A 13,683-nucleotide genomic window follows, 5' to 3' on the forward strand; every position below is an offset into this window, starting at 1 on the left:
GCCGTGGACCCCGGACTACCGGAATCCGTCCCCGGGCGCCTCGGCGGCGGCGTCGAGGTCCGCCCACGCGGCGTCGGTCAGGTCGGTGGCGGCCCACGCGGCGGCGGAGGTGACCTCGTCGGAGGAACGGAAGCCCGCGACCACCCCGGCCACGACGAGGTCGCGGAGCGGGAAGCGGACGGCGGCGTGCGGGAGTACGGTGCCGTGCCTGGCACAGACGTCTCGCGGCCGGTGGGCGAGGGCCTCGCCGAGTCGGCCTTCCTCGCCCACCGCCTGCGCCGTCCCACGAGCGACCGAGCCACGGGATTCCGCCCGGCTGCCGAGTGACCCACGCCGTCATCACCGCCCACGGCAGAACCGCCGCGGTCACCAGCGGCCCCTCGCCCGTAGCCACCGGACACGGCGGGCAGCGCCTGGCGCCGGGTGATGAACTGGCGCTCGTGGGCAAGGTGCCGGACCGGCGTCCGGTCCGGCTACCGCGGTCCAGCCGGGTACGAGGCCCACCCGGCGGCCCGACCAGCACGCTGCTGGTGCCCGTCGAAGCGGACCCGGCTCAGAGAGGAGACGCTCGTGGCACAGCGCCGGTACGAGGAGGTTCCGCGTTCGGACACGGGGCGCGCCGAGGCCTTCAGTGACGGCGTCCTGGCGATCGTCATCACGCTTCTGGTGCTCCGTCTGAAGCCTCCCCCGATCGATGCGGGGCGTCTGCTGGCCCAGCTGCTCAGCCAGTGGCCGACCTATCTGGCCTATGTGGCCTCGTACCTCTACATCGCTGTCGTCTGGCTCAACCACAAGGCGGCGTTTCAGCGCATCAAGGTCATGACCCGTGGCCTGCACTGGGCCAACCTCGGGGTGCTGTTCTCCACGGCGCTGCTGCCCTGGCCCACCGCGCTCGTCTCCGAAGCCGTCGCGGAGGCCAACCCTCCGGACGACCGGGTCGCCATCGGGCTCTACGCGATCATCGGCGCGATGCTGTGGGTGAGCTGGATGATCTTTTTCCATGTGCTCTTCCGCCACCCCGAGCTCCTCGAGGACAGCGTGGAGGAGACCTTCTTCCTCGGCGAACGCTTTCGCGCCTTCGTGGGGGCCCTGCTTTACGCGGCCGCCGGACTCGTCGGCGTCCTGACCATCCCGGCCCTCGCACTGGCGATCTTCGTACTCCTACCGCTCTTCTACGGCATCACGAGTCATGGCTACGCCCAGCTGCAGGTCTTCGGGCGGCGTCCTCCGCCCAGGCAATGAGCGGCGTCACGGATCCGGCGCCGGGCGGTCCGGATGGGTGCGTCCGACCGGGCGACCGTGCCGCGGTCCGGGGAACCCGGGCCGGTGCGCGCTGATCGGCGCGGCAACGCCGACAGACGCATTCCCGTCCTCGGCACAGGATGCCGGGCCGCCGGATACCCGGGTCACGGCGCCCCTGTTGCGCTACACCGCCGAGGTGGGCGAGTGGTACGCCACCGGGTGGGCCCGGTCGGCGAGGCGTTGCTGTTCGGCGAGGGCGTGCGCCTGTTCCCGCGTCGCGCGGTACAGGTCTCGGTAGACCGTGTAGAGGTCCTCGTACACGCCGCGGGTCTCGGCACGTGGTTCCACTTTGCGGCCGATGGTGGCCCATGTGGTCGTCCGGTCGGCCAGGTCGACCGCGCGGGCGGCGAGCAGGGCGTCGCCGTAGCTGGCGCCGATCCGCTGATCGGGCAGTTCCTGGGTGCGGCCGGTGACGTCGGAGACGATCTGCGTCCCCAGGTCCGCTGTGGTGCCGCCGCCGACCGCGATCAGCCTCGTGGGGCAGGCTCCGAGTTCGTCCATGACCTCCAGGTGGTGCCGCACCGCGTAGGCGGTTCCTTCCAGCGCCGCACGGTAGAGGTGGGCGCGGTTGTGCCGGAGCGTCAGCCCGAGGACGGCCCCGCGGGCGTCGGGGTCGAACAGGGGGGTCCGTTCGCCGGCGAAGTACGGGAGCATGACGAGGCCGTGCGACCCGGCGGCGACCTGTTCCGCCTCCGCGGTCAGGTCCTCGAAGCTGGCACCCGTCAGCTCGCGCAGCCAGTCGGTGACGGCGCCGGAGGTCGCCGTACCACCGGCCAGACTGCAGGTGCCCCGCTCGATCCCCCGCGTGGCCCACAGACGCTCGTCGGTAAGGGGCTGGTCCAGGATCTCGACGAGGAACATGGTCGTGCCGTACATGAGCATGCAGTCGCCGGCCTTCTCCACCCCGGCGCTGAGGGCTTCCGCCCAGGCGTCGACGGTGCCGGCGGTGACCGGTGTCCCGACGGGGACACCGGTGACCTTCGCGGCGTGCGCGTTGACGCGTCCGGCGATCTCGCCCGGCCACAGCAGGGACGGCAGGCGGATGCCGGGGGCGATGTCGGCGGCGATCCCGGGGATCCACGCGGCGGCGTGCAGGTCGTACAACGGGTCGCACTGACTGGCCGAGTGATGGTCGAGGACGTACTCGCCGGTGAGACGTTCCACCACGTAGGAGGACGCCATGAGAAATCGGTCCGTACGGGCGTAGACGTCGGGCTCGTGGCGCCGGAGCCACGCCAGCTTCGGACCGATGGCCTGGCTGGTGAGGATGGAGCCGCCGCGGCGAAGGAGTTCCTCCGCCCCGTAGCGTTCCGTCAGTTCGTCGATCTCGCGGGTGGCACGGGTGTCGATACCGTAGAGGATCGCGGGCCGAAGAGGGCGGCCGTCGGCGTCAACGGGCAGAAGGCACGGCCCGAGGCCGCTGACACTGACGGCCGCAACGGTACCGTCCGCGGCGGGCAGCAGTTGCCGGCACAGAGCCACGACGTCGGCCCACCACACTTGTTCGGCGTCGTGCTCGGCCCAGCCGGGCTGTGGCATCGACACGGCATGCGGCACCCGCGCCTGAGCGACGACGGTGCCGTCCGGTCGTGCGAGCACCGCCTTGGAGCTGGAGGTACCGATATCGATGCCGAGAAGCAAGGCGCTCATTGGATCCTCCTGCGGTGGGCGGACGTGCGGCCTGCGGTGTGCCGCGTCGTCCGCCGCCTCCGAAAAGCGGGCGGGCGGCGGAGTCGAGCGGCGCGGCGAGCAACAGGATGAGGCCGGGAGCGCACGACCTGCCGGATCGTGGGGAAGCCCACGACAGTGGGGGCTTGTCGACAATCGTGACGGCGAAGACGGCCGCAACCACTCCGGACACGCGTCCCGCGCCGCCCTACCGATCGATTCCGAATGAGCCGGGGAGTCCGATGGCCCTCCCCGTTGCCCTCCCCGTCCTCCCCGCCCGGTTCACAGCCGCTTGGCGCTGCGGAACAGTTGGGCGTAGAAACCGTTTCCGTCGATGCGGGACACACCGCCCGAGTCGCCGATCGTGGGGCCGTTCTGCTCCTTGCGGCTGGAGATGAAGACCTTGTGCCCCTCGGTGTCCAGCCCCAGGTAGAGGGCGACGTGGTCGATGTGGTCGGCGGTGCGGTGGTCCATCTTGAAGAACAGCAGGTCTCCCGGCTGCAGCATGTCGGTGTTCTTCGGCCGGGTGTACCAGGGGCCAGGTCCCTGGAGCTTGATGATGTCGACGCCGACCTTGGAGCGGGCCATGCCGTTGGCCGAGCGCGGCAGTCCGTCGCCGAGGGTGTCGCTGGCCCTCAGCGGGTAGCGGGACCGGTAGCCCCACACCATCCGCATGAACCCGGAGCAGTCCAGCGCGCGGTAGCGCTCCTGGCGCGGGCTCATCGTGGTCCCGTTGCGGAAGGTGTACGGGATGCCGAGGTAGTCGTAGAAGTCGTTCTGCTCCAGGCGATCCACGCCGTCCGCCTTGTACGGGCCGAACACCGCGTCGCCCGCGTACGGCACGCCCGCGGAGTCCTTCTTCACCGGCACACCCTGCACGTACTGGAAGGCGATCGCGAAGATGTCGTCCTCCTGGCTGCCGTAGTACTGCTTGAACCAGTCCTTGAACCACTGTTGGTTCTGGGCGTCCTTGGTCCAGGGCTCCGACATGAGACGGACCCAGTCGTCCGTGATCACCTTGGTGCTGGTGTTGGCCGGTTCGGCGAAGGTGCGGGACGGGCCCTTGAGGGTGGCGGTGCGGGCGCCGTCGGTGAAGGTGGCGATGATCGCGCCCTTGGCGTCGCGCAGCACGGATCGCGCCGGGTCGTTCAGCCGCTCCCAGGTCTGCTTGCCGGTCGCCTTGCCCGAGTTCTGCAGAGCGTTGTCGGTGACTGTCTGGGCGGCCGGGACCTTCGCCTGTTCGTCCTTGCGCAGTTCGTAGGTGAAGTACGCGCTGCCCGCGAGCAGCGCCAGCACGGTCGCCGTGTGGACGACGGGGTGGCCTTTGCGCTTCGGCATGGTGAGGGCTCCAGGATTGCGTCGGGAACAGACGGACTCAGGCGGAGGGCAGCGCGCCCAGCAGAATGCCGGCGGTCAGCACCACATAGGTGGCGAGGGTGACCGATCCGGTGGACAGCAGCGTCGCGCCCTTGGGCTGGCGTACCAGCTGGTAGCCGATCAGGCCGGGGACGATGAAGCCGAGCGTCTGGTTGGCGTACAGCAGGGGGAACTCCATCTGCAGCACGATGATCACGGTGGCCTGGATGAGCACGCCGCTGAGCACCACGGCCGCGAACAGCCGCTTGCCGTACAGGATCACGAAGCGCTGCATCAACAGCGTGGCGAGGTACGTCAGGACGGTCACGCCGACCACCAGCGCGGCTCGCTGCAGATCCTCGATGAGGGTGAGCGCGAGCCAGCCGGGTGTGATCATGCCGCCCGGCGACAGGTTGGTGGCCAGGTAGCACATCAACGAGAACATCAGACCGAGGCCGATACCGATCGCGGCGATCTCGGGGGTGAGGACGGAGGGGATCAACGCTGTTCTCCTGGGCTGTGCCACTGCTGGCTCTCGTCGGCGGAAGGCTGGGGGGGAATGCGGGGTTCGAACAGCCCCCGGTGCGGGACCTGTCCGGGTGAGGCGCCGCCTTCCGGGCGCGACTGCGGCGCGGCGGGGGCGGGATGGGCACCGTGGTACTGCTGCGTGCGGGCATCGTCCGGGTACGGTCGGCCGTCCCCTGTCCGGCTCGCCCGTTCCTGGTCCGGGTACGGGTTTCCGGCGTCGCGCTGCACGGGGAGCTGTCGGGCGTGCGGCTGCTGTCCGTAGCGCGACTCGTACGCCTCCGAGTAACCCTGGTAGGGGTCGATGCGGGGCACGTACAGCTGCATGGTCTCGACGTGCTCGACCACGGCGGGTGCCGCCCCCGCGCCGCCGGCCGGGGCGACGTCCACGAGCTCGTCGTCGCTGTCGTCCGGCGGGAGTTCGGCGAGGTGCTCCAGCAGGATCTCGCCCTGGCCGTGGATGTTGCCGATCGCGACCAGCGAGGAGTCCGGACCGAGCTGCTCGAGCAGCCGGGCCATGAACTCCTCCGGGTCGCGCCTGTCGCCGCCGAGGTCGACGGCGCGCGAGCGGAACTCGGCGGGGATGGCGTCGATGGCGGACTTGGCCGGGTGGCCGATGACGAAGACGCGCTCGGGGTCGAGGTCGGGGATGATCTCGCCCATCTGCCCGTTGCGTTCGACGCGGTCGGGCCGGCAGTTGATGACCACGTTGAGCGGGCGGTGGATGGCGCCGAGGTCGAGCAGCTGGCTGATGTTCATCAGCGTCGACTCGGGGTCGTTCGCCGCGAAGACGTTGGCGAAGCGCAGCTTCTTCCCCTCGGGCGTCACATAGCGCTCGACGGAGAGGACACCGGGGTCCGGCGGGGCCTCGTACATGCCCGTCAGGGCCGTCTCCCGGTCGACGCCGAGGAGTTCGGCGACGGTCAGCGCGATGGCGACGTTCTCCTTGAAGGTGAACCAGCTGAAGCCGCGCAGTTCCTCGTCGCTGACCATCTCCGGATCGGCGTAGATGAGCCGGCAGTTCCGGGCGTCGGCCTCCTCCTGGAGGATGTGGAAGCGGTCCTTCTCCGCGGTGACGCAGATGCCGTCCTCCGGCATCGATCGGCACAGCGAACGGGCCACGTCGTCCAGGGTGGGGCCCATCTCGGCGAGGTGGTCCTCGCGGACGTTGCACAGCACGCCGATCGTGGAGCGGATCAGCTTGGACTGGTTGATCTCCTGCAGGGCCGGCATGACGGCCATGCACTCGATGACGAGCGCGTCCGGCTGGTAGGCGGCGGCGCGCCGCACGATGCCGATCTGCTCGACCACGTTGGCGATGCCGAACTTGCGGTAGACCGGCTCCTCGGTGGCGTCCGGGTGGATGAACCTGGCCGCGGTGCCGGTCGTCTTGGCGACGGTGGTCAGACCACCGCCGCGCAGGGCGCCCGCGCAGAGCCGGGTGATGGACGACTTGCCGCGGATACCGTTGATCAGGACCCGGGTGGGTATGTGGTCCAGGTTGGTGAAGTGCCGCCGCTGCTCCACGATGCCCGCGACGAGCAGGATCGCGCAGCACACCAGCAGTACGGTGTAGAGGAAGAGCACGGGCGATCAGTTCCTTGTGTACTGCTGCGGCGCGGACGCCTGCGGCGGGGTGCGGCGGGGTTGCTGCCGGTTCTGGTCCTGCAGTTGCTGTCGGATGAGTTCCAGGGAGCGGGTGACCGCGCCGACCTCGTCGTGATGCTGTGGGAACAGCACGGTCTTGCGGTCGCCGCCGGCCAGCGACTCGGCCCGCTCGGCCAGCGAGCGCAGCGGCCGGGCCACCACGATGTGCAGCCAGCCCAGGCAGGCGGCGGCCGCGGCGGCGCCGAGCAGTCCGGCGAGCACGGTGCGGTTCTGGCTGTCGTACTCGGGGATGGCGAGCCGGCTGGCGGCCTGCCAGCTGACCACGCTCCAGCCGAGAGACTCGGCGGGGCCGCTGCCGGCGAACGGGGCGGCGGCGGCGATCTGTACGCCGTGTTCGCGGTAGAGCACCCCGTTGGCGCGGGCCTTTTTGCCGAGCCGCTGGGCGCTGGCCGCGGCCAGGTCCGCGAGGTGGTCGTCGGGCAGTTCCTGGAAGGCGAGGAAGCCGGTGTTGCCGGCGATCACCTTGCTGTGGTCGTCGACGAGGCGGACCACGCCCAGGCCCGGTCGGGTCAGCAGTGCGTTGAGGAACTCGACGCGGAATTCACCGACGAGCCGGGCACCGCTCCGTCCGGGGATCTCGGCGTCGGCGACGACGACGGGCTCCTTGCCGCCTTGTCCCAGCAGCCGGATCGGGGTGTCCGAGACCCGGTGGGAGCGGATCACCTTGGGGCTCTTGCCCTTGCGGGCCAGGATCTGGCCCGAGGAGTCGACGACGTAGAGGGAGCGGTAGCGCTGGTTCTCGTCGAGGGTGCGTTCCAGCACCTTCGCCATGGCGTCGGGTTCGGTGCGGTTGCCGATGAGGGAGGCGACCGATTCCAGGTCGGCGCTGCCCTCGTTGAGCGCGCGGCGCACCCGGTCGCTGAGGGTGTCGGTGCGTTCGCGCTGGTCGCTGACGAGCTGCTGCGGTACGACGGCCTTGCTGTCGGCGCGGTTGACCAGCAACATCAGCGGCGCCGACCAGGCCAGCAGCAGTACCGCGCAGGCGGCCAACAGGGCCCGGGTGCCCACCCGGCGCAGTCCGCGCGGGCGCGGCGCCGTGCCGGTCGCGTCGGCGCTCTCGCCGAGCAGCTGGCGGCGCAGCCGTTCCAGGGCGTGGCCGACGCGTCGCGTCTCGCCGTAGCCGGGGACGTTGACGGGCCGGGTCAGGTCGCCGCGGGTGAGCCGGCGGGACTCCAGGAACAGCCGGATCAGCGGGCGCTGCACCGTGCCCAGCAGTACGGCCACGGCGATGGCGCCGGCGACGAGGAGCGCGCCGCCCGCCAGCAGGCCGAACACCAGGGAATGGGTGCGGGTGGGGTCCTCGCCCACCTTGACCATGGCCACCACGGACAGGCCGAGCCCGGACGCGGTGGTGGTCGCCCCGGGGCCCGGCGCGGCCAGCGTGGCGTATCCGGCGACGGACCGGTTGCTGAGCACGTGGCCGCCGACCAGGCTGCCGCTGACGCCCTGGTACCCGCCCATGCCGGGTTCCTTGCTGCTGCGCGGGTCCTGCCGGGCCTTGCGGGCAGCGAGCTGGGCGAAGTCCTTCAGCTGCTTGCTGGACGCCTTGATCTCCTCGCGGTCGGTGCCGGTGCGCACCTGCTCGGGCTCACGGATGCCGTCGCTGCTGAGGATCGCGCCGCCTTGGTCGGCCACGGCGATGGATCGGAACTGGCCGAGGCTGATGCCGGGGAACGTCAGGTTGCTGGACGCCACCAACAGCAACTGCGGTGTGTCCGGCCAGGACAGCAGCGCGAAGGACAGCAGACGTGTCTCGCCGTTCTTCAGCCGGACCATGCGCGGCGCGAGTCCGCCCTCGTCGCCGAGGGCGGCGGTGTTCACCGAGGTCAGCGGGACGGTCTCGCCCCGGGCCGCGACCAGCTTGCCGGAGCGGATCTCGACGACCGCGGTACCCGTCCACTTCTGGTAGGTGCTGCCGAGTTTGTCGAGGGCGGCGTCGCCGGAGACCGGCTCGCCCGCGCTGAACAGCGCGGCGGACCGGGTGAGGTCGGTGACGGACTCGTCGATGGAGGCGCGCAGCGCGATGGCGCCGTCCTCCGCGAAGTGCTGCTGAGAGGTCAGCACCGCTTTCGGCACCACGGCGTTGTCGACACGGCCCAGGACGACCGCGGTGATACCGGCGAGGGACAGCAGGAGCACCGACAGAACCGCGATCGGCGGGCGGATGCCTCCGATCAGCGACATGTCGGCTCGGCGGCGGGCTCGGTGCTGCCGTGCCGGGGGCGGTGACGCCAAGGGAGGGTCCTCTCAGGGTGTACAGGTGGTGAGTCCGCGCAGGTAGCAGGGACGGTGTTTCGGTTGTGTGTGCGCTGCGGGCACATCTGTTGCGCGAGTGTGTCCGCAGCACTCAGACCGTCAAGAAACCCATGAAGTTGCACACGTACCGCTGTGATCTACACAACAACTGCGTTTAGGCGGTCAGATTCGGGCACTCGGGTGGGTTGCCCGTGTGGTGCCGGCCGTCGTCAGGGCATCTTATTCAGCGGCTTCAGGCCGTCCTCGGCCGCGCCGCGGTTGTACAGCGTGCCCTCGGTGCGCTCGAAGGCGAGCCGCAGCCGGGCCCGCTGCCGGTCGGTGAGGTCCTTGTCGTCCCGGAGCGCGGACGGCACGTCCAGCAGGCGGTAGTCCCGTGCGTCGTCCTCGGTGTAGGCGGTCTTGCCGCCGTCCGTGGCGTTCTCGGCGTCCGGCGGGATCTCCAGCAGCGTCGGCTCGAACCGCGGCTGGACGTCCCAGTGGCCCTTGCCGTGCTCGGTGAACGTGAACCAGGCGATCACGCCCTCCTCCGTGAGTCCGGTCGGCACCTCGTGCCGGGCGATCTGGTTGCCCATGCCGTAGGCGACCCAGGTGCCGTCGACCTTCTCCATCGGCTGCACGACGTGCGCGTGACAGCCGACGACCAGGTTGATACCGGTCTGCCGGGCGATCTGCCGGGCGAAGGAGAGCTGCTGGGCCGAGGGGTCCGGGTGGTGCTCCAGGCCCCAGTGGATGGAGAGGATCACCACTTCGGCCCCGGCCTTACGGGCCCGCTGCTCAGCCGCTTTGATCGCTTTCAGGCTCATCTTGTTGGCGAGCCACGGCTTGCCCTTGGGGAAGGTGTGCGGCTCGTTGAACCCGTAGGCGAACGATATCTGCGCGACCTTGACGCCCTTCACGTTCATGACCAGCGGGGTGAGCGCCTCCTTCTGTGTCCGGTAGGAGCCGGTGTGCTCCAGGCCGGCGTCGTCCAGCGCGTCCAGGGTGCGCCGGACGCCCTCGTACCCGTGGTCGAGCGAGTGGTTCGAGGCGGTGGAGCAGGTGTCGTAGCCGAGGTCCTTGATCGTCTTGGCGGTCTGCGGGGGCACCTGGAAGTCCGGGAAACCCTCGAAGGGGCCGTTCACGGCGCCCACCACCGGCTCGAAGTGGCAGATGCCCAGATCCGCCTTGCTGATCAGCGGCTTGATGCCGGCCATCATCGGCCCGAAGTCCAGCCCGGCAACGCCCTTGCCGGTGCGCTTGGCGTCCTTGCGGGCCTGGTCCACCAGCGCGGGGTGCATCAGGATGTCCCCGGCCGCCGCGACCGTGAAGGAACGACCGGCGTCCTGGCTGCCTCCGTCGTCCGAGACAAGGCCGCAACCGGCGACGGTGGCGACGAGGGAGAGCGGGGCCAGCAGGCTCAGCGGGATGCGGCTAAGACATATGTTCACCGGTATATCTTGATACGACCATGAGTGCCACTCGCTCGCGCATCATAACGATCACAACAATTCTCCTGGCCATCGCCGCTCTCGCGGGTGCTGTGACCGCCGTGCTCCACGCCACCCGCGGCGGCGGCACGGACACCGCCGACTCCCGTCCCGACCGGGACGCCCAGCGGGGCAACCTGGCCCAGGAGGTGGCGGACTACACCAGCCGCTTCGGTCCGGGCCACGGCTACCGGCAGCCCGGCCGGGGGGACCGCACGGCCATCGCCCAGGGGGTCGGCCTGCTCGTCGACGGCCACCGCGCACAAGCCGAACGGTTGCTCTCCGAACGAGACTTCACGGTGCGCACGGTCCTCGACCGGGTCTCCGGACACCGCTACGCGGAAGTGGCCGACCGCACCGACGACGCCGTGACGCCGCGAGGCTGGGGTCGGGTCTACATCGACCTGGACCACACGCCGCGCTTCTCGATCCAGGTCCCGCACCCGGTCTTCGACGAGGGCACCGAGCAGCTGGGCGTGCGGGTCCTGCGCGACTCCCCCGGCGGCATCCTGGTGATGGCGGGGGCACATCGCAAGGCCGGAGCCGGGAACTCCGCGGACGTGGCGCATCGCCGGGACACCGTCTTCTACGCCATCTGCGCCGAGCTGGTCCGCCGCGGGATGCCCGGGGTCCAGTTGCACGGCTTCGCCTCCTCCACGGCCCCCGGCTACGACGCGGTCGCCTCCACCGGCGCCGGATCGTCCGGCCGGCCGGACGCCCGCAGGCTGGCCGGCGCCCTGGGCACGCACGGCTTCCACGTGTGCTCGGCCTGGGTGCGGAGGTGCCCGGTGGAGGGCTCCACGAACATGGAGGGCCGGGCCGCCGACGCCGCGGACGTGCCGTTCCTGCACGTCGAGTTGGCCCCCGAGGTGCGCGTGAACGCCTCGACCGCCGAGCGCGCGGCCGCCGCCCTGAGCGAGATCACACGCCGCTGGGCGACCGCCCCTGTTGCAAGCTGAGGGCATCGGAACGCGGGCCCACCGCGTCGTAGACCTTCTCCATGCACCGCGGGTCCGTCGACAGCAGCTCGGCCCCCGACGCCGACACCTGCGGAGGCAGACCGGGTCGGTTGTCCGGCGAACCGGTCGTGTTCCAGCGGGCAAGGACCACGGCCGCTGACGTCCGCGTCCCGGTGCCGGAGCGAGGGGTGCTGGGGATACGCGAGAACCGGGACGCGGGAGCGACGCCGGTCCCCTCCGGTGTGCTCCGGTACATGTCCGGCTCGACCACGCTCGTCGGCGCGCTGCCCCCGTACGCGGCCCGGCTCACGAGCAACCCGGGCGGCCAAGAGCGCGGAGCTGCGTGGTCCCCTGCCGTGAGGGCCACGGTCTTGGACCAGCCTGCCGCAGTCCCCCAGGTACCGTGCGCGCCACGGCGCAGCAGGCGGACCTCATCCCACCAGCCATCGACTGAGATCGACGGACTCAGGCACTCGCGTGCCGCGTGTGCACGTGGCCATCGCGGGGGAAGGAGGGTGGCGCCGCGGGCAGGATGCCGTCCAGGTCGTACCGGCTCTTCTGCGCGACCCGGCACGATGCCGGATTGTCCACCTGGTGCACGAGTTCGAGACGCTCCAGCCCGTCGGCTGCGAAGGTGTCGAAGGCCCAGCTGGTGAGTGCCTCCAGAGCGCGGGGAGCCACTCCCCGCCCGCGAGCGTGCGCCGCGGTCCAGTAGCCCACCTCGGCCGCCGGTCTGCCGGAGGTGACTCCCTTCACGACCACGTTGCCCACCAACTGTGGCTGAACCGGGCCGGGTTGTGCCTCGAGGACGGCGAAGCCGAACCGGTCCCCCGCTGCCCAGCCCCGCTGCTGGGCCTGCACCCACCGTGCCCCGTCAGCGGCGTTGTCCACGGCAGAACTCGTCCACCGGCGCAATGCGGGGTCCCGGCTCACCTCGACCAGTGCGGCAACGTCCTCCACCCGCCAGGGGCGAAGAACGAGAGCGGGAAGGACCGGCGTCGCGGCAACCTGAAGTAAGAGGGGGGTGCTCATCAACCGATCATATGTGGCGGCGTTTTCACCCGGCACCGGCCGCGTCCGGCTCGTGCCGCCTTGCGATCGCCCCGTCATCGCTGTGTCCGGGCGCGCAGAGCCTGGACGGACCAGTCGAACACTGGAGCAAGACTCTCCGGGGCCGGCCAGCCGTTGACCACCGCGAGCAGCTGGAGGTACCGCTCCCTGCGGGGGTCGTTCACGCTCTCCAGCCGAGTGGCCAGCCGGCGGCGAAGCTCCACGTCGTCGGGGCGGCCGAGGAGGTGCGCGTAGTACGCCGTGAACGCCGTGACGACCGGATCGGCCTGGGGTGAGGCCGGGTCGATGCCGACGGTCAGGGCCGGGCCGGCCTGGTCACGGACGGCTGCGGCGATGTCGCGGCGCGGGCCCGTCGTGTCGCCTCGGACCTGCTCGGCGGCCTGGTCCTCGGCCATCCGCCGCACGACGGCGCGGAAATCCGGTTCCAGAGACATTTCCGCCAGCTCCACCCATGCCTGGACCTGCTCCGCCTCCGGGTCGTCGGGCAGCTCGGGGGTCATCGAGCGGATGACCCCCGCGAACGCGGGGTCGGTGTCAAGACCGCCGAAGACGGCGTCGAGGAAATCGCCGATCAGCCGTCGGCGTTCGTCCTCGGAGAGCTGGGCCAACCGGTGCATGAGTTCTGTCTCCTCGAATGTGGACCCGCGCTCGGCCACCGCCGTCAGCACCGCGCGCCGCAGGCGCAGGACGCGGATCTGCACGGCCAGTGCCTCGGCGTGCGCCGCGGCGACCTCGGGAAGCGAGAGCTCGCGGTCCACGACCTTGCAGATCACGGGAAGCCCCAGACCCAGCTCCCGCAGGGTCCGCACCAGCTCCAGGCGCGCGACGGCGTCGATGGTGTAGAGGCGGTAGCCGGCCGGGCTGCGGTCCGTCGGCGCCACGATTCCGCGATCGGAGTAGAACCGAATGGTCTTGACCGTGAGACCGGTCCGCCGAGCGAGCTCGCCGATCGAGTAGAGCGTGTCGCCGTCCATGCCCCCACCTTCGTGTCTCCCTCTACTGGAGACTCAACTCCCTTGGCCTGTCGGCAGGCAACCACTCCTCATCCACACGTCTCGACCCCCTCGCCGACTGGGTCGCCGAGACCGGTGACGGTGTCAGCGGGTTCGCCGTGGGAGACGAGCTGATCGGCTACGCCCCTCGGGCCGCGCAGGCGGACCATGTCGTGCTTCGTTCAACCGCGGCGGCACACACGCCCGCCGGGATCGCCTGGGAGCAAGCGGCACCGCTGTCCGCCGTCGGCGTCACGGCGTGGGCCGCGGTGAACGCGGTCGCACCTGCGGCGGGGTGAGACGGTCGTGGTGTCTGCGGCCGGGGGTGGCGTGGGGGTGCTTGCAGCCCAGCTCGCTGTGTTGCGGGGAGTCCGCGTGATCGGCACCGCGGGGCGACAGAACTCGGACTTCCTTCGCTCC

Annotated in this window: 11 protein-coding genes; 2 read left to right on the forward strand and 9 right to left on the reverse strand. The window is 70.7% G+C overall.

Annotated elements, in window-relative coordinates; genetic code table 11:
• Positions 1–15: 15 nt before the first annotated feature.
• A complete protein-coding gene (locus OHB41_RS05385; protein WP_266696791.1) occupies positions 16–270 on the reverse strand; it encodes a hypothetical protein in 255 nt (84 codons plus the stop codon).
• A gap of 300 nt (positions 271–570) precedes the next feature.
• Between OHB41_RS05385 and OHB41_RS05390 the strand changes: the two genes are divergently transcribed.
• On the forward strand, positions 571–1,242 hold the full coding sequence (locus OHB41_RS05390; protein WP_266696792.1) for a TMEM175 family protein: 672 nt from the start codon (positions 571–573) through the stop codon (positions 1,240–1,242).
• 183 nt (positions 1,243–1,425) lie between these two features.
• On the opposite strand, the gene OHB41_RS05395 is transcribed toward OHB41_RS05390, so the two are convergent.
• From OHB41_RS05395 to OHB41_RS05420, 6 genes are all read right to left on the reverse strand, one after another.
• Complete coding sequence (locus OHB41_RS05395; RefSeq protein ID WP_266696793.1) at positions 1,426–2,952, reverse strand: FGGY-family carbohydrate kinase; 1,527 nt, start codon at positions 2,950–2,952, stop codon at positions 1,426–1,428.
• A gap of 300 nt (positions 2,953–3,252) precedes the next feature.
• The gene (locus tag OHB41_RS05400; RefSeq protein WP_266696794.1) at positions 3,253–4,308 is read right to left on the reverse strand and encodes an NlpC/P60 family protein; all 1,056 of its coding nucleotides are present in this window, start codon (positions 4,306–4,308) and stop codon (positions 3,253–3,255) included.
• Positions 4,309–4,345: 37 nt separating this feature from the next.
• Positions 4,346–4,828 carry a poly-gamma-glutamate biosynthesis protein PgsC/CapC gene (locus OHB41_RS05405; RefSeq protein WP_266696795.1) on the reverse strand — a complete coding sequence of 161 codons (483 nt, stop codon included), beginning with the start codon at positions 4,826–4,828 and terminating at the stop codon, positions 4,346–4,348.
• Positions 4,825–6,438 carry a poly-gamma-glutamate synthase PgsB gene (pgsB, locus tag OHB41_RS05410; protein ID WP_266696796.1) on the reverse strand — a complete coding sequence of 538 codons (1,614 nt, stop codon included), beginning with the start codon at positions 6,436–6,438 and terminating at the stop codon, positions 4,825–4,827. The genes OHB41_RS05405 and pgsB overlap by 4 nt, the downstream gene beginning before the upstream one ends.
• Positions 6,439–6,444: 6 nt before the next feature.
• Positions 6,445–8,703: a HAMP domain-containing protein gene (locus OHB41_RS05415; RefSeq protein ID WP_266696797.1), complete on the reverse strand. Its 2,259-nt coding sequence runs from the start codon at positions 8,701–8,703 to the stop codon at positions 6,445–6,447.
• Between the two features lie 281 nt (positions 8,704–8,984).
• A complete protein-coding gene (locus OHB41_RS05420) occupies positions 8,985–10,196 on the reverse strand; it encodes a CapA family protein (RefSeq protein ID WP_526025032.1) in 1,212 nt (403 codons plus the stop codon).
• A 26-nt stretch (positions 10,197–10,222) separates the two neighbouring features.
• Here OHB41_RS05420 and OHB41_RS05425 point away from each other — a divergent pair, with 26 nt between their 5' ends.
• Complete coding sequence (locus tag OHB41_RS05425) at positions 10,223–11,200, forward strand: hypothetical protein (RefSeq protein ID WP_266696799.1); 978 nt, start codon at positions 10,223–10,225, stop codon at positions 11,198–11,200.
• Between the two features lie 465 nt (positions 11,201–11,665).
• On the opposite strand, the gene OHB41_RS05430 is transcribed toward OHB41_RS05425, so the two are convergent.
• Positions 11,666–12,232: a GNAT family N-acetyltransferase gene (locus OHB41_RS05430; RefSeq protein WP_266696800.1), complete on the reverse strand. Its 567-nt coding sequence runs from the start codon at positions 12,230–12,232 to the stop codon at positions 11,666–11,668.
• Between the two features lie 74 nt (positions 12,233–12,306).
• Positions 12,307–13,245 (reverse strand): MerR family transcriptional regulator, encoded by a 939-nt coding sequence (locus OHB41_RS05435; RefSeq protein WP_266696801.1) that lies wholly within the window; start codon positions 13,243–13,245, stop codon positions 12,307–12,309.
• Positions 13,246–13,683: the final 438 nt, after the last annotated feature.

Origin of the sequence: Streptomyces sp. NBC_01571, from assembly GCF_026339875.1 — a bacterium.
Taxonomy (GTDB): domain Bacteria; phylum Actinomycetota; class Actinomycetes; order Streptomycetales; family Streptomycetaceae; genus Streptomyces.

Bases quoted from the DNA above. Each gene is read 5' to 3' on its own strand.
- OHB41_RS05395 (WP_266696793.1), bottom strand. From the start codon at position 2,952: ATGAGCGCCTTGCTTCTCGGCATCGATATCGGTACCTCCAGCTCCAAG.
- OHB41_RS05400 (WP_266696794.1), bottom strand. From the start codon at position 4,308: ATGCCGAAGCGCAAAGGCCACCCCGTCGTCCACACGGCGACCGTGCTG.
- OHB41_RS05415 (WP_266696797.1), bottom strand. From the start codon at position 8,703: ATGTCGCTGATCGGAGGCATCCGCCCGCCGATCGCGGTTCTGTCGGTG.
- OHB41_RS05425 (WP_266696799.1), top strand. From the start codon at position 10,223: ATGAGTGCCACTCGCTCGCGCATCATAACGATCACAACAATTCTCCTG.
- OHB41_RS05430 (WP_266696800.1), bottom strand. From the start codon at position 12,232: ATGAGCACCCCCCTCTTACTTCAGGTTGCCGCGACGCCGGTCCTTCCC.
- OHB41_RS05435 (WP_266696801.1), bottom strand. From the start codon at position 13,245: ATGGACGGCGACACGCTCTACTCGATCGGCGAGCTCGCTCGGCGGACC.